At 62.9% G+C, this 19,284-nt stretch carries 14 protein-coding genes; 4 read left to right on the top strand and 10 right to left on the bottom strand.

All coding sequences use genetic code 11. The annotated features are described in order from the left end of the window. Nucleotides 1–83 precede the first annotated feature (83 nt). A complete protein-coding gene (locus Q0908_RS14300) occupies nt 84–779 on the top strand; it encodes a hypothetical protein (RefSeq protein WP_299285746.1) in 696 nt (231 codons plus the stop codon). Here the strand turns inward: Q0908_RS14300 and der are convergent. The 3 genes from der to Q0908_RS14285 form a co-directional block, all read right to left on the bottom strand. After that, nucleotides 776–2,227 carry a ribosome biogenesis GTPase Der gene (gene der, locus Q0908_RS14295; RefSeq protein ID WP_299285743.1) on the bottom strand — a complete coding sequence of 484 codons (1,452 nt, stop codon included), beginning with the start codon at nt 2,225–2,227 and terminating at the stop codon, nt 776–778. The two genes, Q0908_RS14300 and der, sit on opposite strands and share 4 nt — an antisense overlap. Before the next feature lie 74 nt (nt 2,228–2,301). After that, on the bottom strand, nt 2,302–3,693 hold the full coding sequence (locus Q0908_RS14290) for a PQQ-like beta-propeller repeat protein (protein WP_299285740.1): 1,392 nt from the start codon (nt 3,691–3,693) through the stop codon (nt 2,302–2,304). Between the two features lie 10 nt (nt 3,694–3,703). Next, a complete protein-coding gene (locus Q0908_RS14285; protein WP_299285737.1) occupies nt 3,704–4,378 on the bottom strand; it encodes a tetratricopeptide repeat protein in 675 nt (224 codons plus the stop codon). 246 nt (nt 4,379–4,624) lie between these two features. On the opposite strand from Q0908_RS14285, the gene Q0908_RS14280 reads away from it, so the two are divergent. After that, nucleotides 4,625–5,938 carry an efflux RND transporter periplasmic adaptor subunit gene (locus Q0908_RS14280; protein WP_299285734.1) on the top strand — a complete coding sequence of 438 codons (1,314 nt, stop codon included), beginning with the start codon at nt 4,625–4,627 and terminating at the stop codon, nt 5,936–5,938. Further along, nucleotides 5,935–9,825, top strand: a complete 3,891-nt coding sequence (locus tag Q0908_RS14275) for an efflux RND transporter permease subunit (protein WP_299285731.1) — start codon at nt 5,935–5,937, stop codon at nt 9,823–9,825. Before Q0908_RS14280 ends, Q0908_RS14275 begins: the two co-directional genes overlap by 4 nt. Here the strand turns inward: Q0908_RS14275 and Q0908_RS14270 are convergent. The 3 genes from Q0908_RS14270 to Q0908_RS14260 all read right to left on the bottom strand — a co-directional run bounded on the left by Q0908_RS14270 (nt 9,809) and on the right by Q0908_RS14260 (nt 13,581). Next, nucleotides 9,809–10,171 carry a hypothetical protein gene (locus Q0908_RS14270; RefSeq protein ID WP_299285728.1) on the bottom strand — a complete coding sequence of 121 codons (363 nt, stop codon included), beginning with the start codon at nt 10,169–10,171 and terminating at the stop codon, nt 9,809–9,811. The genes Q0908_RS14275 and Q0908_RS14270 overlap by 17 nt on opposite strands. A 64-nt stretch (nt 10,172–10,235) precedes the next feature. After that, nucleotides 10,236–12,089 carry an ABC transporter ATP-binding protein/permease gene (locus Q0908_RS14265; RefSeq protein ID WP_299285724.1) on the bottom strand — a complete coding sequence of 618 codons (1,854 nt, stop codon included), beginning with the start codon at nt 12,087–12,089 and terminating at the stop codon, nt 10,236–10,238. 70 nt (nt 12,090–12,159) lie between these two features. After that, complete coding sequence (locus Q0908_RS14260) at nt 12,160–13,581, bottom strand: LysM peptidoglycan-binding domain-containing protein (RefSeq protein WP_299285721.1); 1,422 nt, start codon at nt 13,579–13,581, stop codon at nt 12,160–12,162. Between the two features lie 129 nt (nt 13,582–13,710). On the opposite strand from Q0908_RS14260, the gene Q0908_RS14255 reads away from it, so the two are divergent. Continuing rightward, a complete protein-coding gene (locus Q0908_RS14255; RefSeq protein ID WP_299285718.1) occupies nt 13,711–14,271 on the top strand; it encodes a TIGR00730 family Rossman fold protein in 561 nt (186 codons plus the stop codon). A 310-nt stretch (nt 14,272–14,581) separates the two neighbouring features. Here Q0908_RS14255 and Q0908_RS14250 read toward each other — a convergent pair whose 3' ends face one another. The 4 genes from Q0908_RS14250 to Q0908_RS14235 form a co-directional block, all read right to left on the bottom strand. Next, on the bottom strand, nt 14,582–15,181 hold the full coding sequence (locus Q0908_RS14250; protein WP_299285715.1) for a superoxide dismutase: 600 nt from the start codon (nt 15,179–15,181) through the stop codon (nt 14,582–14,584). A gap of 119 nt (nt 15,182–15,300) precedes the next feature. Then, entirely contained in the window at nt 15,301–15,870 is a 570-nt protein-coding gene (locus Q0908_RS14245; RefSeq protein ID WP_299285712.1) for a sarcosine oxidase subunit gamma family protein, read from the bottom strand. Further along, nucleotides 15,863–18,877 (bottom strand): sarcosine oxidase subunit alpha family protein, encoded by a 3,015-nt coding sequence (locus Q0908_RS14240; RefSeq protein WP_299285709.1) that lies wholly within the window; start codon nt 18,875–18,877, stop codon nt 15,863–15,865. Before Q0908_RS14240 ends, Q0908_RS14245 begins: the two co-directional genes overlap by 8 nt. Nucleotides 18,878–18,944: 67 nt before the next feature. Then, complete coding sequence (locus Q0908_RS14235; protein ID WP_299285706.1) at nt 18,945–19,274, bottom strand: sarcosine oxidase subunit delta; 330 nt, start codon at nt 19,272–19,274, stop codon at nt 18,945–18,947. Between the last annotated feature and the right edge of the window lie 10 nt (nt 19,275–19,284).

Below are 19,284 nucleotides of genomic sequence, written 5' to 3'. Positions count from 1 at the left end.
AAGTCCTTGAAATATCGCCAAAAGCTCTACTCTAATGGTCTCAGACTACGCTCAGATACTTTTTTCGTAAACGGTGGAAAACCATGCCTTACCTCGTCGCGCTGCTGACACTTGCCTTTGCAGGCTCAACCCTTTGGGTGCCTGATTTTGGCGGGTTCGACCCTGACCACTTTCCGGTGCCACAGGACGATCCCGCAGTGCAGCCTGCCGGTTATGCCTTTGCGATCTGGGGCGTAATTTACCTGTGGCTGCTCGTGTCCGCTGCGTTTGGCGTGCTGCGCCGCCCTGATGCGCCCGATTGGCAGGACATGCGCGGCCCCTTGGCGATTTCGCTGGCGGTGGGCGCGATCTGGTTGCCTGCCGCGGTCCTCAGCCCGGTTTTGGCGACCTCGCTGATCTGGGCCATGCTGGTGCCAGCCCTGATCGCCCTGATCCGCAGCCCGGTGCATGACGCGGGGTGGGCGAGCCTGCCCATCGGGCTTTATGCCGGCTGGTTGAGTGCGGCAAGCTGTGTGGCCATTGGGCTGTTGCTGGCCGGGTATGGCCTGCTGGCCGAAATCCCGACCGCCGTGATCATGATCATCGCGGCCACGGCCCTTGCGACCTTCATCCAAAGCCGGTTGAACCGCGCGCCGACCTATGGTGTGGCCGTGATCTGGGCCTTTGTCGGGATTATCGTGGCCGCGCCCACATTGATCGCCGTGATTGCAGCCGTCGCCAGTTTGATCGTTGCGGTGCCGACCGTGCAGGCCGCACGCGGGATGACGCAGCGGCTTTAGCTGCGCCGCCCGTCGGTATGCTTGCGCAGTTTTGATGGCGGTGCCTTTTTGCGCCCCTTGTAGGGATTGGCATCATTCTGCCCGCGCATGTAAAGCCGGATAGGCGTGCCAGGCATATCAAAGTCGAGCCGTAAGCCGTTGACAAGATAGCGGTTATAGCTTTCAGGCATTTTGTCGGGATGGCTGCACATCACCACGAAACCCGGAGGCCGGGTCTTGGCCTGGGTCATGTAGCGCAGCTTGATCCGTTTGCCCTGCGGCGCGGGGGGCGGATGCGCCTCCAGCATACCGGTCAGCCAGCGGTTCAACTGCGCGGTGGTCACGCGGCGGTTCCAAACATCATAGGCGCGCAGTATCGCACCGTGCAGCCGGTCGATCCCCCGCCCCGTCTTGGCCGAGACTGTCACCAGAGGCGCGCCGCGCAATTGCGGCAAAAGACGCTCGAAACTTTCCTTCAGGTCGCGCAGCTTGGCCTGCTTGTCGTCCTCGATATCCCACTTGTTGATGGCGACCACGACCGCGCGCCCCTCGCGTTCGGCAAGGTCTGCGATGCGCAAATCCTGCTGCTCGAACGGGATCGCCGCATCGAGCAAAACCACCACGACCTCGGCGAATTTCACAGCGCGCAACCCGTCGCTAACGCTCAACTTCTCCAGCTTTTCCTGCACCTTGGCGCGCTTGCGCATGCCTGCCGTGTCGAAAATGCGCATCGGCGTGCCGCCCCAATCGGTGCGCAGGGAAATGGCGTCGCGGGTGATGCCCGCCTCGGGGCCGGTCAGCAGGCGGTCTTCGCCGACGATCTGGTTAATGAGGGTCGATTTGCCGGCGTTGGGACGGCCCACCACCGCGACCTGCAGGGGTTTGGCATTGGTGGGTTGAGCGACGTAATCCGGGTCATCCTCGTCCACCTCGACATCCACCTCGGGGGCATCGTTATCGGCCTTTTCGGCATATTGATCCGCCAGCGGTTGCAATTGGGCATAGAGGTCGTTCAACCCCTCGCCATGCTCGGCAGACAGGCGGATCGGCTCGCCCAGACCAAGCGAGAACGCCTCAATCACGCCTGCATCGGCGGCCGATCCCTCGCCCTTGTTCGCGGCGAGCAGAACATGCGCAGATCGCTTGCGCAAGATTTCGGCAAAGACTTCGTCGGTGGGCGTCACGCCCGCACGGGCGTCGATCATGAACAGGCACACATCGGCCATATCCACGGCCCGCTCGGTCAGGCGGCGCATCCGGCCCTGCAGGCTGTCATCGGTCGCCTCTTCAAGGCCCGCCGTATCAATCACGGTAAAGCGCAGATCCGCCAGCCGCCCCGCCCCTTCGCGCAGGTCACGGGTCACCCCCGGCTGGTCATCCACCAACGCAAGGCGCTTGCCCACAAGGCGGTTGAACAGCGTCGACTTGCCCACATTGGGGCGGCCAACAATAGCGAGGGTCAGGGTCATGGCCGGGTCCGCATCCAAGGATCAGAGGCCGCACATAGACCATCTGCGCCCGCTCGAAAAGGACCAAACGCGCCTTAGCGGTAAGCGATCAGCTGGCCTTTGCGCGACACCACATAAAGGGTCTGGCCCGCCACAACCGGTGCCGTGGTGGCCCCGCTCGGGATTTCGGTGGTGCCCACAAGCGCGCCGGACGCCGGATCATAGCTGCGCAGCACCCCGTCAGAAGAGGCGACGTGCAGCCGTCCACCCGCAAGGATGGGTCCGTGATGGGCAAAGACTTCGGACTGTTGCGTAGGGCGGTCCTTGACGAAATTGGGCAGCGGCATGCCCCAGATACGGCTACCATCCGCCGCGTCGAGACGCAGCAATTCGTTGCGGTCACTGACCAGGAAGACGCTGTCGGCCACTGGCAGAACGGTGTCGATGGCCCCTTCGTCAGCTGTCCAGATGCGGTTGCCGCTGCCGGCGGCGACCGCAACCGTGCGGCCCGATTGGTTGCCCGCGTAAATCACCCCGTCGCGTGCGATGGGCCGGCCCGTGACGTCGCCGAATTTGGCCAGCGCGCGCCCTTCGCGTTCACCCAAGACGGACGCATCCCACCGGCGCAGACCGCCCTGACGGAACACCGCGCGCATCTCGCCCGAGCCAAAGGAAAAGACGGCCAACCCATCGGTCACAATCGGAGCCGGTGCGCCCAGCACGTTGGTCAGGTTTTCGGACCCCGTGACCTGCCATTCAATCCGTCCGTTGGATTTGTCCAGCGCCCAACCGGTGTCATCCCCGGCCATCACATAGACGAGATCACCAAACACTGTCGGACGGCCAGACCCGGTGCCCTCTAGCTTTTGCGCCCAGATTTCGGCACCCGTAGCCGCATCCAGTGCGGTCAACGCGCCAAACCCGGTCGCGACATATAACACATCGCCATCCGCGGCGAGCCCGCCGCCGGTTGCGTCACCCGACTTTGCCCCATCAGGCAGCACATCGGTCTGCCAAAGAACAGCACCCGAAGTGGACACGGCTGTTACCTGAGTTTCGGAATCCAGTGTGAACACCCGTCCACCTGACACAACAGGATCCGCCACGATGCGGTGTTTGCGGCGGTCCCCTTCGCCGATATTGACAGAGAACACAGGGGTAAGCGTCGCATTGAGCCGCGGGTGGTCGGTGCGAAAATCCGGTGTGCCAAACCCTTGGGCCGCATCCGCATTGGCAACCTGTGCAGGCAGGCTGATGGCGCGGGCCTCATCGGTGACGGCCTCGGCGGCTGCGGTCCCCTCTTCGTCTACGGGCGTGCTCGAAGACAGCACCGAGGTGACCGGTTCGCGCTTGCCGGGCAATATGATCTCTCGTTGGGCGCAGGCGGCCAGCAGTGTCGCCGATATCAGGCAAAGCCCAAGTGTTGTCCTGGCAGGGCTCAGCCCCAGCCGATTGGCCCCAATGGTCCCCATGCGCGAATACCTCATCGTGCAGCCTTTATTGCTCGTTCTCAGTTGTTGGGGCCTGCGGATCGCCGCCCAACGCCACCATTGCCTGTAGGGCGCGTCGTTGCAAGCCTGGGGTCGCTTCGGCGTCCTCAAGGATGCTTTGGAAACGGGCGATGGCAGCGTCCGTATCCCCCTCCGATATGTCGATCAGGGCCAGTTGCTCAGTCGCAAGCATCCGCAAGGGAACACCGGGCACAGCGAGGGTCTCGAACCCGGCGCGCAAGGTCGCAGGGTCTATCACGTCGGCCTGCAACATCAATGATTTGAAAGTGGCAATCTGGCGGTAGATCAGGGGGATATCCCCGTTATCCGTGACCGATTGCAAGGTCTGCGCCGCCGCCTCGGGTTCACCCGCATCGGACTGCGCCCCTGCGGTCATAAAGGCCAGCACGGCTGCACCCTGGGGCGTATCAGCGGACACATCGGCCAGGGCCGCAGCCCGGCCCGCATCCTCGTCCGTGGTCAGGGCTGCCAGCATCGCGTCGCCAAGCGCCTGCGCGCGCGCGTCCTGTTGTGCGCGACGATACTCATTGTACCCGGCCCCGCCCACGATCAGCACGATCGCAAGTGCGGCGATCCAGCCATATCGCTTGAGATAGCCATAAAGACGGTCGCGGCGGACCTCGTCCGTGACCTCTTCGATAAAGCTGTCGGTGTTGCTCACGCCCGCATTCCCCTTGTCTGGCGACAGATTTGCCCTGCCATGCCCAATATTTGCGCCTCTCTTATCCTGCCCCAGCCCCCAAGCCAAGTACCACAAACAGCGCGCGCTCTTGCCGCAATCCGGCAACATTGCAGTTCAAGCTCAAAAAAAGTAATCTAAACTGGTTAGTTTAGTCGTATGACACCTTATATCGGACCTTAAGCGCGATCCATCGCGCGTTCAAAAACCATAAGGGAAGTGCACGAAATGCGGTTTGTGTCGTTTGTATTGGCCATCATCGTGGCGACGGGCTTGTACTTCTGGGTGATCGAACGCGAGCGCACCTTGGCGTTCTTTGAGAACCGCGCGGCGCAAGATGACCCCGAAATGGCCCAGACCGAAGACGCCAGTGCCGACGCCGAAGAGGAAGAGGAAGAAGCGGCAGCACCCGAAGCGGGACCCGGATTGATCAAAGTGGTCGTGCGCCGCTCGACCGCGCGCGAGATTGACAGTGCCGTGATTCTGCGGGGCCAGACCCAGGCCGCCCGTCAGGTCGATGTGCGCGCCGAGACGTCCTCGACTGTCCTGTCCCCGCCCTTGCGCAAAGGCGCGTTTGTGGAAGAAGGCGAATTGCTGTGCCAGCTTGACCCTGGCACCCGCGATTCCGCATTGGCCGAGGCCCGCGCCGGTCTGGCCGAAGCCGTCGCCGGCAAGACCGAAGCCGAAGCCCGCGTACCCGAAGCCGAAGCCCGCGTGATCGAGGCCCAGGCCCGCATCGACGAGGCGCTGGTGAACCAGAACGCCTCCCGTCGGTTGAGCGAAGGGGGCTTTGCCGCTGAAACCCGCGTCAAGAACAGCGACGCCGCCGTGGCCGCCGCCCAAGCGTCCTTTGAGGCGGCGATCGCCGGTGTGAGTGCCGCCAAATCCGGTTTGCAATCGGCAGCAGCGCGGATCGAAAGCGCCTCTGCCGCAATTGCAACGGCTGAAAAGGAAATGCAGCGCCTCGATATCCGCGCGCCCTTTGCCGGGACGTTGGAAAGCGACACCGCCGAACTCGGCTCGCTTTTGCAGCCCGGATCGCTGTGTGCGACGGTGATCCAGCTTGATCCGATCAAGCTGGTCGCCTTTGTGCCCGAAACCGAGGTGAACCGCGTTGATGTTGGCGCAACGGCCCGCGCCCGCCTTGCCGCCGGAGGCCAACAGGTGTCGGGCGAGGTCGAATTCCTGAGCCGTGCGGCCGATCCCACCACCCGCACCTTCCGCGTGGAAATCGAAGTGCCCAACCCTGATCTGACCATCCGCGATGGGCAGACCGCCGAAATCGCCATCTCGGCCGCCGGGGCGAAGGCGCATCTGTTGCCCTCGTCCGCCCTGACCCTGAACGAGGACGGACGCCTTGGTCTGCGCACCGTGGATGATGCGGGCATCGTCGCGTTCCAACCCGTCGACGTCGTGCGCGACACCGATCAGGGTATCTGGCTCACCGGACTTGACGATCAGATCAACGTCATCGTCGTGGGACAGGAATTTGTGACCGCAGGCGTGCAGGTCGCCCCCACCTTTCAGGAGCAAACCCAATGACCGGTGTTGTTGAGTGGGCCGCCTCGCGCGCCCGGATGGTTCTGGCCTTTATTATCCTGTCCCTGACCGTCGGTACGGTCGCCTATATCAGCCTGCCCAAAGAGGGCGAGCCCGACATCGAAATCCCCACGCTCGTCCTTTCCGTCCCCTTCCCCGGCATTTCAGCCACGGACGCCGAAACGCTGCTGATCCAACCGATGGAAACCGAGTTGGGTGATCTGGACGGGCTTGACCGGATGACCTCCACCGCCGCCGAGGGCTATGCCAACGTGGTGCTGGAATTCGAGTTTGGCTGGGACAAGACGCAAGTCATGGCTGATGTGCGCGACGCCATGGACAGCGCCGAGGCAGAATTCCCCTCGGGCTTTGAACAGTACACACTGGATGAGTTCAACTTTTCCGAATTTCCCATAGTCATCGTGAACCTGACAGGCCCCGTGCCCGAGCGTACCATCACCCGTGTTGCCAAGGACTTGCAGGACGATCTTGAGGCGATGGACGCCGTGCTGGAGGCATCCGTTGTCGGCAGCCGCGACGAGATGGTCGAGGTCATCATCGACCCGTTGCGCCTTGAGGCCTACAACGTCACCGCTGGCGAGTTGATCACTGTGGTGCAGAACAACAACCAGTTGATTGCCGCCGGTGAGATCGAAACCGATCAGGGCTCTTTCGCCGTCAAGATCCCCTCCTCTTTTGACGAAGTGCAGGACATCTACACCCTGCCCATCAAGACCAATGGCGACCGTGTCGTGACGCTTGGTGATCTGGCCGAGATCAACCTGACCTTCGAAGATCGCGTCTCAACCGCCCGCTTTAACGGTCAGGACACTGTGGCGCTGCAGGTGGTGAAACGCAAAGGCTTCAATTTGATCGACACCGCCACCGAGGTCAAAGAACTGGTGGCCACGAAATCCGCCGAATGGCCCGAGGGGCTGATCGCGGCAGTCGAGGTGGGCACGTCAAACGACATGAGCCGCGAAGTGGCCTCCATGGTTGGCCAGCTTGAGGGGTCGGTTCTGACGGCCATTGCGCTGGTGATGATGGTCTCGCTCGCCTTTCTGGGGCCCCGCGCCTCGTTGCTGGTGGGCTTTGCCATCCCGACCTCGTTCCTGTTGTGCTTCGTGCTGCTCGCGATCATGGGCATCTCTGTCTCCAACATCGTGATGTTCGGGCTGATCCTGTCTGTCGGGATGCTCGTCGACGGGGCCATCGTCGTCGTGGAATACGCGGACAAGCGGCAACAGGCCGGCTCCGGCCCCATGCGATCCTATGTCGAGGCGGCAACACGCATGTTCTGGCCGGTCGTATCCTCGACGGCCACCACGCTTTGCGCCTTTCTGCCGATGCTGTTCTGGCCGGGCGTGCCGGGGCAATTCATGGGTATGTTGCCCGTCACGCTGATCTTTGTCCTGTCGGCCTCGCTGATCGTGGCACTGATCTATCTGCCTGTGATGGGCGGAGTGCTCGGGCGTTTGACCATCTGGCTCAGCACGCAAAATGTGCGCATCGCCTCCCTGCCCTTGTGGACCCATATCGCACTGTTCGGGTTGGCCGCCGTAATGATGGTTGGTCTGGTGGCCATCCCGCTGCTTCAGGGCAATATCGGCGCAACGCTTGGGGCGATGGATCAGCAATCCATCTGGCAATCCGTTCTGCCCACATTCCTGAAGGTGTTTGCGATGGCCCTCGGTATCGTTGTGCTGGCAGGATTTGCCTTGGCGGGGCTGGTGTTGTTTCTGCTCAGCCTCTCGGCTGTCCTGTTGCGCATGGGTTGGGCTGGAATCTGGGCGGGGCGCAAGGTGTTCGGCCAGCGCACGCGCAAGGTCCGCTCGGGCTATCAACGGTCCAACTTCGGCTATCTGATCCAGGGCATCGTGGGCAATCCGATCATGCCACTGGCGATGATCGGATTTGTCTTCGTCTTTGTGGGCACTACGCTGATCTATTTCATCAACAACAACCGCGGCGTTGAATTCTTTGTCGCGACTGAGCCCGAACAGGCCATCGTCTATGTGCTGGCACGCGGCAACCTAGGGCTTCAGGAAAAGGACGCGTTGCTTGGTCAGGTCGAGGATGTGATCAACGCCCATCCCGGCATCCGCAGCGCCTTTGCATTCGCCGGCGCGGGCGGGTTGAACGCCAACACGGGCGGCGCAGGCTCACCAAAGGACGCCATCGGGCAGGTCCAGCTGGAAACGATCCCGTGGGAAGAACGCCCCGATGCGACGGAGGCGTGGTTCACCCTGCCCCTGATCAATTACACCGTCATGCGCGAGGTGAAATCGGCCGACTTTGACGGCGACACCGTGCTGAATGAGCTGACCGAAGAGCTGGGCCAAATCCCCGGCATCCGCACCGAAGTCCTGCCGCTGGCCCAAGGCCCCGCCTCGGCCAAGCCGGTGCATCTGCGCATTAAAGGAGATGATTGGCAGGACTTGTTGAACGCGACCGCCACCGCGCGCCAGGCCTTTGACACCACCCCCGGCCTCGTGCGGATCGAGGACACGCGCCCCCTGCCCGGCATCGACTGGCAAATTGACGTGGATGTGCAAGAGGCAGGTCGCTACGGCGCGGATGTCGCCACGGTGGGCGCGATGGTGCAACTTGTGACGCGCGGTCTGCTGCTTGATACGATGCGTGTCGACACCTCGGACGAGGAGATCGAGATTCGCGTCCGCCTGCCCCAAGCCGACCGGGTTCTGTCGACCCTCGACACGCTCAAGGTGCGCACGGCGGACGGTCTGGTGCCGCTGGCCAACTTCATCACCCGCACGCCTGTGGCCGAACTGGCCCAGATCAACCGGGTGGACCAGAAACGCTATTTCGACGTCAAGGCGGACGTGTTTGATGGCCTGCAAAAACTGACCACTACGGCGGAGGTTGACGGCGTACAAACACCCGTGATCGCCGCCACCCTGCGCCCCGCAGCGGACGGTCCGATCACCTCAGAAGACGGAGTGCGTTACAGCGTCCTGGCCCTTGGCACCGCTGCGCCCGGCACAGACTTGCAGGCCGCGTTAGACGCGGGCGACCTGCGCCTTGAGCCGGTCAATGCCAACGAGCGGATTGCAGAGATCACCAAATGGCTTGACACCGGCCCATTCGAGCAGGGGATCGAGTTTGAATGGACCGGCGACCAAGAGGATCAGGCCGAATCCGGGGCTTTCCTCGGTCAAGCCTTTATGGGTGCTTTGGGGCTGATGTTCATCATCCTGCTGGCCCAGTTCAACAGCGTTTACAATGCGTTGCTGGTGCTTGGAGCCGTGGTGCTGTCCACCGCAGGCGTGCTGATCGGGATGCTGGTCATGGACCAGCCGTTTTCAATCATCATGACGGGCACAGGGATCGTCGCTCTTGCCGGGATCGTTGTGAATAACAACATCGTACTGATCGACACCTATCAGGAATACGAGCGCTACATGCCCCGGATCGAGGCGATCATCCGCACCGCGCAGGACCGTATCCGCCCCGTTCTGCTGACGACCGTCACCACGATGGCCGGCCTTGCGCCCATGATGTTCGGGCTCAGCCTCAATTTCGGCGATGGCGGCTACACCGTCGATAGCCCGACCGCGCTCTGGTGGAAGCAGTTGGCCACCGCTGTCGTTTTCGGCCTTGGGATCGCCACGGTGCTGACGCTGATGGTGACGCCGTCGATGCTGGCGCTGCGGGTCTGGGTCGTGACCTACGCGATGTGGCTCAGCCAGTTGCTGGCAAAACTGTCCTTTGGCCAGGCAAGCACCGCAGCGCGGGACTGGTCGCTGGCGCGCGATTGCCGGGTGATGGACAACCGCGAGCTGGTCTGGGATTTCGATGCGGAGCCGGGGCGCGACAGCGCGCAGTCCGAACTGCCCTTCCCCGACGCGCCGCTCAAGGCTGCGGAGTAGCGTCCTTGCCCGCGCCAGCTGCACGCGCGGTGTCGGGCAGATCGGCCCACCACTCGGCATAGGATGAGTTCTTGGGGTGGCGTCCACCTTCGTCGGGGGTGCCATCATCCCACCAGACCGGCCCACGTTCGCCCAAAGCGTGCTTGGCAGCGTCCACCGCATCACGCGCGGCACGCGTCTCGACCTCATCCTTTGCAAAACGCACCGCGCGGCGGGCCTGCATCAACGCCTTTACAGCCGCCCGGCGCGTCGTGTCATCAAGGCGCGGATCGGTCTTGCGCCACAGCCGGGATTTCGCCACGAAATAGCGCCCATCTGGGGTTTCGGGATAGTCCTTGCGCGCCATCAGGCCGTGCCCTGCGGGACGGTGGGCGGGGCGTCTTTGCGCCAGCAAACAGCGCCGGGGCCCGTCACGCGTCCTCTGCCTGTTGACGCTGCCAAAGCTGCGCATAGCGCCCCTCAGCAGCCAGCAAGGCGTCATGGGTGCCGGTCTCGACGATCACGCCCTTTTCCAGCACCACGATCCGGTCCGCTTCGGCGATGGTGCTGAGGCGGTGCGCGATGGTCAGCACGGTGCGCCCCTGCCCGGCGGCATTCAGCGCCTCCTTGATGTCCTGTTCGGTCTCGGTGTCAAGCGCGCTTGTCGCCTCGTCCAGCAGCAGGATCGGCGGGTTCTTGAGCAACGTGCGCGCGATGCCCACGCGCTGTTTTTCACCGCCTGACAGCTTCAGCCCCCGCTCACCCACAGCCGTCTCGTACCCATCGGGCAACGCCTGCACGAAATCGTGGATCTGAGCGGCGCGCGCGGCGGCGACAATCTCGGCCTCGGTGGCGTTGTCACGCCCATAGGCGATGTTGTAGCGGATCGTGTCGTTGAACAGCACCGTGTCCTGCGGCACGACCCCGATGGCAGCATGCAGGCTTTCCTGCGTGACATCGCGCACATCCTGTCCGTCGATGCGCAAGGCCCCCGACCCCACATCGTAAAACCGGAACAGGAGCCGCCCGATGGTCGACTTGCCCGAGCCTGTGGAGCCGACAATCGCCACCATCTCGCCCGGTTCGGCCACCAGCGACACGCCCTTGAGGATCGGGCGCGCCGGGTCATAGCCGAAATGTACATCGTCCAGTTCGACCCGCCCGCCGGTCACTTTCAGCGCCGGAGCGTCCGGGGCATCCACCACCTCGGCGGGCTGTTCGAGCAGATCGAACATCTCGCCCATATCCACCAGCGCCTGCCGGATCTCGCGGTAGACGGTGCCCAGAAAGTTCAGCGGCATGGTGATCTGGATCATGTAGGCGTTGACCATGACGAAATCGCCCACTGTGAGGCTCCCGTTCTGCACGCCCACCGCCGCCAGCACCATGACCCCGACAAGGCCCGCGGTGATGATGACGGACTGACCGAAGTTGAGGAAGGCCAGCGAATAGCTGGTCTTGAGGGCAGCGACTTCATAGCCCTCCATCGCGCTGTCATAGCGGCCCGCCTCGCGACGTTCGGCCCCAAAATACTTGACCGTTTCATAGTTCAGCAGGCTGTCGATGGCCTTTTGGTTGGCGTCCGTGTCCTGATCGTTCATCACCTTGCGCAGCTTCACGCGCCATTCGGTCACGGCAAAGGTGAACCAGACATAGATCGCGATGGTGACGGCCACAATCAGCAGATACCACGCATCAAACAGGATCGTGAGGATAATCCCGATCAGCGCCAGTTCCAGCACCAGCGGTCCGATGGAGAACAGCAGGAAGCGCAGCAGGAATTCGACGCCCTTGACCCCGCGTTCGATGATGCGGCTGAGGCCGCCGGTCTTGCGTGTGATGTGATAGCGCATCGACAGGCGGTGAATGTGCTGGAACGTCTCAAGCGCCAGCATCCGCAGCGCGCGCTGCGCCACGCGGGCAAAGATCGCATCACGCAACTGTTGAAAGCCGACATTGAACAGGCGTGCCACGCCGTAGGCAACCGTGAGCCCGATGGCCCCAAGCGCCAGCGCCGACGTCCCCTCGCCCGCCAGCACGTCCACCGCGTCGCGGTAGATGATGGGGGTATAGACCGACACCAGCTTGGACAGGATCAGCGCCAGCATCGCCAGCACCACGCGCCGCTTTACCCACGGCTTGTCGGCAGGCCAGAGATAGGGCGCGACCTTGCGGATCGTGCGCCAACCCGAGCGGCGCTCGGCCTCGGCTACGGAATTGTCGGGGTCGGGCTGAGGGTGCGCCGCCCCTTTCGGAGCGGTCGATGCTGTGGTGTCAGCGGGCATGGAAAGACGTCCTTGGAGTATTGACGCCAAGACATAGCCCGGTCACGCCAGACTTGCCAGTGCACGCACCCTATTCGGGCAAGGCAAACACCTGACCCGGAAAGATCAGGTCGGCATCGCGAATGTTCACGCGATTGGCCTCGAACACATCGACATAAAGCCGCCCGTCGCCGTATCGATCGCGCGCAATCCCCCAGAGCGTATTGCCGGTCTGCACGGTCACTTGGGTGACGGGTGCGTCGCTCTCTTCTATCGCGGCCAGCACTTCGGGATCTTCGCGGCGGAACGGGGTTTCGACGCGGCTTGTCACCTCACCCGCATCATTCAATTCATCCACGCGCAAGGTGTAGACGCCGGTGTCGATCTGCGGCAGGTCGCCCCGCCAACTGCCGTCGCCCTGCACGTCCAGATCGGCCACGGGGCGATTGTCCACATAGACGCGCACGACCGCCGCCTCGTCCTGCGCGCGGCCTGCCAGTTGCACGTCCCCGTCATCGTCATAGCTGATCGTGTCGATCTCGATATTCTCGAGGGTTTCGGGCGCGGCTACGTTCAACACCGCGACCCCGTCTTCGGTGGATCTGAGCACGTTCACGGCCGTCGCATCGTCCCGGTTGCCGTCGCTCGGCGCGGCCGCAACGTCGTCGGGCGTGGCCGCGGGCTGCGCCGGTGTGGCGGGTGCGAGGGAGGCGATTGCCGGTGCCTGGAGCGGTGTGCCGTCCGTCTGCTCAGTCGGGCTGCCCGCCTGCTGCGTGGTGCTGGCCGATGGCTCGGCCGTGTTGTCGGGCTGCGGCGCCGGGCGGGCCGTCCGGTCCGTTGCGCTCGCCGTCTCGGTATCCGTCGCGGCGGGCGCGCTACCGTCAGCGACGGCCACATCCTCCGTGGGGGTGGTCTGGGGCTGCGCGCTGCCGGGTGCGTCTGTGGGCGGCACGGCCGCCGCGATCACGGGCACCTCCGTCTCGGGCGCGGTAATGCCGGGCGCTTGCGGGCGCGCGGGTGCCTCGGCCCCGGCCACCAGCTTGTCCTGCGGGGCAAGAATGATCTCGTCGAGCGAGGCGACCTCCTGCAGACCGACCCGCTGCACAAGGGTCAGCACCCGGGCCTTGGCGCTGTCGGGCAGGATTGTAATGGCCGCGAACGATCCGCCCTCATCGGCGGTGACAGAGATGTTTTCGACCCCGTCCAGCAACACCGAGACGGTGCTGCCCGGTGCGGCGCGGCCCGCGATGATCGTCAGCCCGTCGGCTTCCAGCCGCACCTCGTCAATGGACGGTGCTGCAACGGGGGCTGGCGTGACCTCGGGGGTTTGCGGCTCTTGGGTGGGGGCCTCGGGCACGGCCGCGACGGCCTCGACCGCAGGGGCTGCCTCCGGCACCGATGCCTCGTCCTGTCGACTGATGAAAACGCCTGCGACGACGGCCACAATCGCCAGCACTGCAACCGATCCCAAAAGCGCGCCGTTTGACCCGGCCATGGCCGCCCATTTCGACATTTTCGACCCTCATTTACGCATCTGCTGTGCGTGGTTTGATTGCGCTTGCATAACAGGCGGCTTAACAACGGTCAAAACACGCGCGCACCCGGTCGATCACTTTCCCGCGCCATGTCTTCGGAGCCTGTCATGCCCAAACCATCCATCTGCGTCTATTGCGGCTCTCGGCGGGGGCGTCACCCGGCCTATATGACCGAAGCGGCGGCACTTGGGACCGGTCTGGCACAACGCCGCTGGCGGCTGGTTTACGGGGCCGGAGACGTAGGGCTGATGGGGGCTGTGGCGCGTGCTGCGCAGGATGCAGGGGGCGAAACCTTTGGGGTGATCCCGCAGCATCTGGTCGATTGGGAGGTCGGAAAGACGGACCTGACCCGCTATGTCGTCACCGAAACCATGCATGAGCGCAAGAAAGTCATGTTCATGAATTGCAACGCCGTGGTGGTGCTGCCGGGTGGGGCCGGATCGCTGGACGAGCTGTTCGAGGTGCTGACCTGGCGCCAGCTTGGCCTGCATGACAAGCCAATTTACCTTGTGAATACAAAGGGCTATTGGGACCCTTTGGTCGCGCTTCTGGAACATGTGGTGTTTTGCGACTTTGCCGACGCGAGCCTGCTGGATTTCATCACCGTGACCCGCACGGTGGACGAGACGCTGGAGTTGTTGACCGAGGTCGTGCCGCAACCGGACTGACACGACCGCGCGCATCCCCTTGAGCGAGGATCGCCTGTATCTGCGCTTGTCGTCCTCATTTGGCCAACAAAACCACCGCCTAAGCCAGCGCGTCTCGAGGGCGCGACCCACACCATCTCTGACATAGACGCGACGGCACTTCCCCGGCTTTCCTCATCGATGATGAACGCAGCGTTTAAGGTCCCTATCACCCATCCCCGGATGTGACGGTTTTGCCACAAGACCAAACGCAAAACGCAGCGCGCCCGGTCACCAACAGGGCAACCGGGCGCGCGCTGTTCATCAGGTGCCCCAAACAGGGGCAATCAGATCACATCCTCGATGCGACGTTTTCCCAGTTCACCAGATTGTCGAGGAAGTTCGACAGGTAGTCCGGGCGCTTGTTGCGGAAGTCAATGTAGTATGAGTGTTCCCACACATCGCAGCCCAGCAGAGCGGTCTGGCCGAAACAGATAGGGTTCACGCCGTTCTCTGTCTTGGTGACCTTGAGGCTGCCGTCCGCGTCCTTGACCAGCCATGCCCAACCAGACCCAAACTGGCCCGCGCCTGCGGCTTTGAACTCGTCCTTGAACTTGTCGACCGAGCCAAAGTTTTCGGTGATCGCCTTTTCCAGCTCGCCGGGCATGCCCGCATCGCCGGGGCCCATCATTTCCCAGAACTGGTTGTGGTTCCACAACTGGCTGATGTTGTTGAAAATGCCGTTCTGGGCAACGGCACCCTTGTTGTAGGTGCCCAGAATAATCTCTTCGAGAGATTTGTCAGCCCACTCGGTTCCTTCGATCGCCTTGTTGCCGTTGGTGACATAGGCGTTGTGGTGCAGGTCGTGGTGATATTCCAGCGTCTCTGCGGACATGCCTTTGGACGCAAGCGCGTCGTGGGCATAGGGAAGGTCGGGAAGTGAAAAAGCCATGTGGGCCCCCTTTGGTGTTAGTTCCGGTGTATGCCTTACAGATTGTCCGCCTGTGGGCAAGATCAAGGACTATTCGCCAGCAAAAAGCACAAAGTCGAGGCAGTGCGCCGCATCGACTTTCAGAACCGCCCGACCTCACTGCCTTTCTGCGCCGCAACGCAAAGCAGGTCGAACATGTACCGCGCCTGACTGCGAAAACAGATGATGTGGAACGTGTCCGTATCCGCAATCCAGAAGGCCGCCGCCGTCTGCGCCATACGGGTCCGCCGGAACATGCCCGGCTGAAAGCTCCGCTCGGACACATCAACGGGGGCAAGTTTGGCCATCACCGCGCGCGCATGCACGCCCGCAATCTGAAACAGCGCCCGCGCGTCAGAGACATCGACGGCCAGCACATGTGCCTTGATCAACGCCTTATCCAGCTTGGCGATGATGCCCTGCACGTCACCGTAGGGGCACAGGATCAGCACCTCGTCCGGCGACATCCACGCGACCGCAAAGGCACCGTCCTGCGCAACCTGCCCCTGATCCGGCACAGCCAGCCCGGTGTTTGATTTCACCGCTTTTTTCAGCACGGCCATGCTGAGATCACCGCGCAGGGTGATCATCCCCTGCATCGGCAATTCCGCGACATCTGCGATCCCGTCTGTGAAACGGACCCCGTTCAGGGCGGTGACAGCCTTAGACATTCTGCTTCTCCCCGTCAGGATCGTAAAACACCGGGCTTACGATCTTGGCCTTGTAGGTGGTGCCATCGGTGCCCGGAAACTCCAGCACCTCGCCCATACGGTCGGGTCCGTGCAGCACCAGCCCCATCGCAATGCCCTTGTTCAGATTGGGCGAGTGATAGCTGGACGTAACCCGCCCCTGCATATTGCGCTGGCCATTGGCATTGGTGCCCTCGGCCACCGCATAGGCCCCGTCAGGCAGGGTCGATCCGTCCGTGCTTTCCAGCCCCACCAGCTTCCAGCGGGCCGGGTCGGCCATGTGGCTGCGCAAATGGGCGCGCTTGCCCAGATAGTCGTCCTTTTTCTTGGACAGCGCCCAGTGCAACCCGAGGTCTTGGGGGATCACTGTGCCGTCGGTCTCGTCCCCGATCATGATAAAGCCCTTTTCGGCGCGCAGAATGTGCAGGGCTTCCGTGCCGTAGGGCATGACGCCCAAATCGGTGCCGACCTTCATCAGTGCATCCCAGAATGCCTGCCCTTCGCTCGCGCGCACGGCGATTTCATAGCTGAGCTCACCAGAAAACGAGATGCGATAGGCGCGCACAGCGAACCCGCCAAGCGTGCCGTCCGCCCACCCCATAAAGCCAAGCGCGTCTTTGGAGACATCCATGCCCCCAAGGGCTTCAAGTGCTTTGCGGGCATTGGGGCCGACCACGGCGACTTGGGCATATTGCTCGGTCACGTTGGCGACATAGACCTGCCAGTCCCACCATTCGGTTTGCAGCCATTCCTCCATATGCGCATGGATGCGCTCGGCCCCGCCGGTGGTGGTGTGGCAAAGGAACGTGTCTTCGTCGATGCGGGCCACGACCCCATCATCGATCAGAAACCCGTTTTCGCCGCACATCAGCCCATAGCGGCATTTGCCCGGTTTCAGCGTGCTCATCATGTTGGTGTAGAGCATATCGAGGAAGCGCCCCGCATCCGGCCCCTTGACGATGAGTTTTCCAAGGGTCGAGGCATCAAGCAGCCCAAGGTTTTCGCGCACATTCTTTGTCTCGCGCATCACCGCGTCATGGACGGATTCGCCGCTGCGCACGTAGGCGTAGGGACGCCGCCAATGACCAACAGGTTCCCAATCGGCACCGTTGGCATCATGCCAGTCATGCATGGGCGTGCGCCGAATCGGCTGGAACACGTCGCCACGTGCTTCGCCGCCGATGGCCCCCATCGAGATCGGAGTATAGGGCGGGCGGAATGTGGTTGTGCCGGTCTGCGGGATGGGTTGATTTAGTGCATCAGAAAGGATCGCGAGGCCATTGATATTGCTCAACTTCCCCTGATCTGTCGCCATGCCCAGAGTGGTGTAGCGCTTGGCGTGTTCGACGCTTTCGAACCCTTCTTGAGCGGCGAGTTGCACGTCGGATACCTTTACGTCGTTCTGATAATCGAGCCACGCCTTGGCCCGCAGATCACGGCCCGCGCCTTGGGGCATTAGCCAGACCGGGGCCATCGGTGCCTCGTCAAGGCAGACACCGTCGGGGGCATTGGTCTTTTTGGGGGTAAAGCCCGTGGCCCGGGCCGCGGCGCGCCCCATCGCATGGGCATCCCCGAGGATTTCAGTAAGGCCGAAATGCCCGTTGGCAGAGCCCGCAGGGCTGACAAAAGGACTGCCATCCGCGCCGATGGGCGCTTTATCCACATCTGGGCGGAACATTGCCCAATCGGCGTCCCAGAACAGCTTGCCCCCGCAATGCGACCATAGGTGGACGACAGGCGACCACCCCCCCGACATGGCGACGACATCGCATGCGATCTCTTCGACGGTGGCCCCCTCGCCCGCTTGCGCACAGACGGAAACGCCGGTCACGCGCTTGGCCCCTTGCACCTTGGCCACCCCGTGACCCATCATCACCCGGATGCCTGCCGCCTTGGCCTCGGCCATCAGGGGGCTGTCCACGGGCAAAACGCGCGCATCCAGGATCGCAGGCACCTCCAACCCCACATTCTTGAGGACCAAAGCGGTTCGGTAGGCATCGTCATTATTGGTGACAACAACGGTCCGATCCCCGGCGCTGACCCCGTAATTGATCGCGTAATCGCGCACCGAAGCGGCGAGCATCACGCCGGGGATGTCATTGCCCGCAAAGGACAAAGGCCGTTCTATCGCGCCAGTGGCGGTAATGATGTGCCCGGCCCTGATCCGCCAGAGGCGGTGGCGCGGGCCATCCATGTCCGGCGTATGATCAGTGAGTCGTTCGTACCCCAGAACATAGCCGTGATCGTAAACCCCCGCGCCCATCGTCCGGGCACGCAAGGTCACATTTGGCAGCTCAGCGAGGTCCGCAACCAGTTCTTCCACGAACTTATCCACAGGTTTACCGTCAACCGTGCCGCCATCGACGGGCGCGCGCCCGCCCCAATGGGCCGTCTGTTCCAGCACCAGCACCTGCGCGCCCGATTGCGCGGCGGACCTGGCCGCTTGCAGCCCGGCAATGCCGCCACCCACAACCAGCACATCGCAAAACGCATACAGGTGCTCGTAGGTGTCCCAATCGCGGCCCTTTGGCGCTTGGCCCAGACCGGCGGCCTGCCGGATGAAGGGCTCATAGACATGTTTCCACAGGGGACGCGGGTGGATGAACATCTTGTAGTAAAAGCCCGCAGGCATGAAGCGCGACAGCTTCGCGTTGATCGCACCCACGTCGAATTCGAGGCTGGGCCAGTGGTTCTGGCTGGTGGCAAGCAGCCCCTCGAACAGCTCGGTGGTGGTGGCGCGCTGGTTGGGTTCGAACTTGCCCTCGACTCCGAGGTTGACCAGCGCATTCGGCTCTTCGGGGCCAGCAGCCACGATTCCGCGCGGGCGGTGATACTTGAACGAGCGTCCCACCAGCATCTGGTCATTTGCCAAAAGGGCGGAGGCGAGCGTGTCGCCCTCGTACCCGGTCATGGGCGCACTGTTAAAGCTGAAGCGGACCGCCTTGTCGCGGTTCACCAAGCGGCCTTGCGTTGCCAGTCGTGTGCTCATGATGTGCCCTCGTACCGGGCGGAGGCGTCGGCGCCTCCGGCGGGCATATTTTTGGAACAATGAAAGATCAAGACACGGCCCCCCATGACCACCCCGGCCGTCTGGCCGAGATTTTGGCGCGCAGGTCTGGCGGGGGTTCAAGCGTTTGGGCGGGATAGGTGCCGAAGATTTCAAGCGTCATGGTGCAGCGCGCGGCGTGAAACCACTTGCCGCAGCCGTAAACATGCCGCCAGCGCTCAAAATGCACCCCCTTGGGGTTTTGGCGCATGAACATGTAGTTTTCGAAGTCATCATCGCTTGATCCGGGACCAAAGCGCGTCAGATGCGCCTCGCCACCTGCGTGAAATTCGCTTTCTTCGCCTGTTTGGCCGCAACACGGGCAGGTCAGGATCAGCATGGGCGGGCTC

The sequence above is a fragment of the uncultured Tateyamaria sp. genome (assembly GCF_947494755.1).
Classification (GTDB): domain Bacteria; phylum Pseudomonadota; class Alphaproteobacteria; order Rhodobacterales; family Rhodobacteraceae; genus Tateyamaria.
Note: the sequence above shows the minus strand (reverse complement) of the source record. Positions and strands in the feature narration are given on the sequence as shown.

Excerpts from the sequence above, each read along its gene's own strand:
- Q0908_RS14245 (WP_299285712.1), bottom strand. The coding sequence starts at position 15,870 with ATGTCTAAGGCTGTCACCGCCCTGAACGGGGTCCGTTTCACAGACGGG.
- der (WP_299285743.1), bottom strand. The coding sequence starts at position 2,227 with ATGACCCTGACCCTCGCTATTGTTGGCCGCCCCAATGTGGGCAAGTCG.
- Q0908_RS14290 (WP_299285740.1), bottom strand. The coding sequence starts at position 3,693 with ATGAGGTATTCGCGCATGGGGACCATTGGGGCCAATCGGCTGGGGCTG.
- Q0908_RS14250 (WP_299285715.1), bottom strand. The coding sequence starts at position 15,181 with ATGGCTTTTTCACTTCCCGACCTTCCCTATGCCCACGACGCGCTTGCG.
- Q0908_RS14235 (WP_299285706.1), bottom strand. The coding sequence starts at position 19,274 with ATGCTGATCCTGACCTGCCCGTGTTGCGGCCAAACAGGCGAAGAAAGC.
- Q0908_RS14300 (WP_299285746.1), top strand. The coding sequence starts at position 84 with ATGCCTTACCTCGTCGCGCTGCTGACACTTGCCTTTGCAGGCTCAACC.
- Q0908_RS14270 (WP_299285728.1), bottom strand. The coding sequence starts at position 10,171 with ATGGCGCGCAAGGACTATCCCGAAACCCCAGATGGGCGCTATTTCGTG.
- Q0908_RS14260 (WP_299285721.1), bottom strand. The coding sequence starts at position 13,581 with ATGTCGAAATGGGCGGCCATGGCCGGGTCAAACGGCGCGCTTTTGGGA.
- Q0908_RS14255 (WP_299285718.1), top strand. The coding sequence starts at position 13,711 with ATGCCCAAACCATCCATCTGCGTCTATTGCGGCTCTCGGCGGGGGCGT.
- Q0908_RS14265 (WP_299285724.1), bottom strand. The coding sequence starts at position 12,089 with ATGCCCGCTGACACCACAGCATCGACCGCTCCGAAAGGGGCGGCGCAC.
- Q0908_RS14280 (WP_299285734.1), top strand. The coding sequence starts at position 4,625 with ATGCGGTTTGTGTCGTTTGTATTGGCCATCATCGTGGCGACGGGCTTG.
- Q0908_RS14240 (WP_299285709.1), bottom strand. The coding sequence starts at position 18,877 with ATGAGCACACGACTGGCAACGCAAGGCCGCTTGGTGAACCGCGACAAG.
- Q0908_RS14275 (WP_299285731.1), top strand. The coding sequence starts at position 5,935 with ATGACCGGTGTTGTTGAGTGGGCCGCCTCGCGCGCCCGGATGGTTCTG.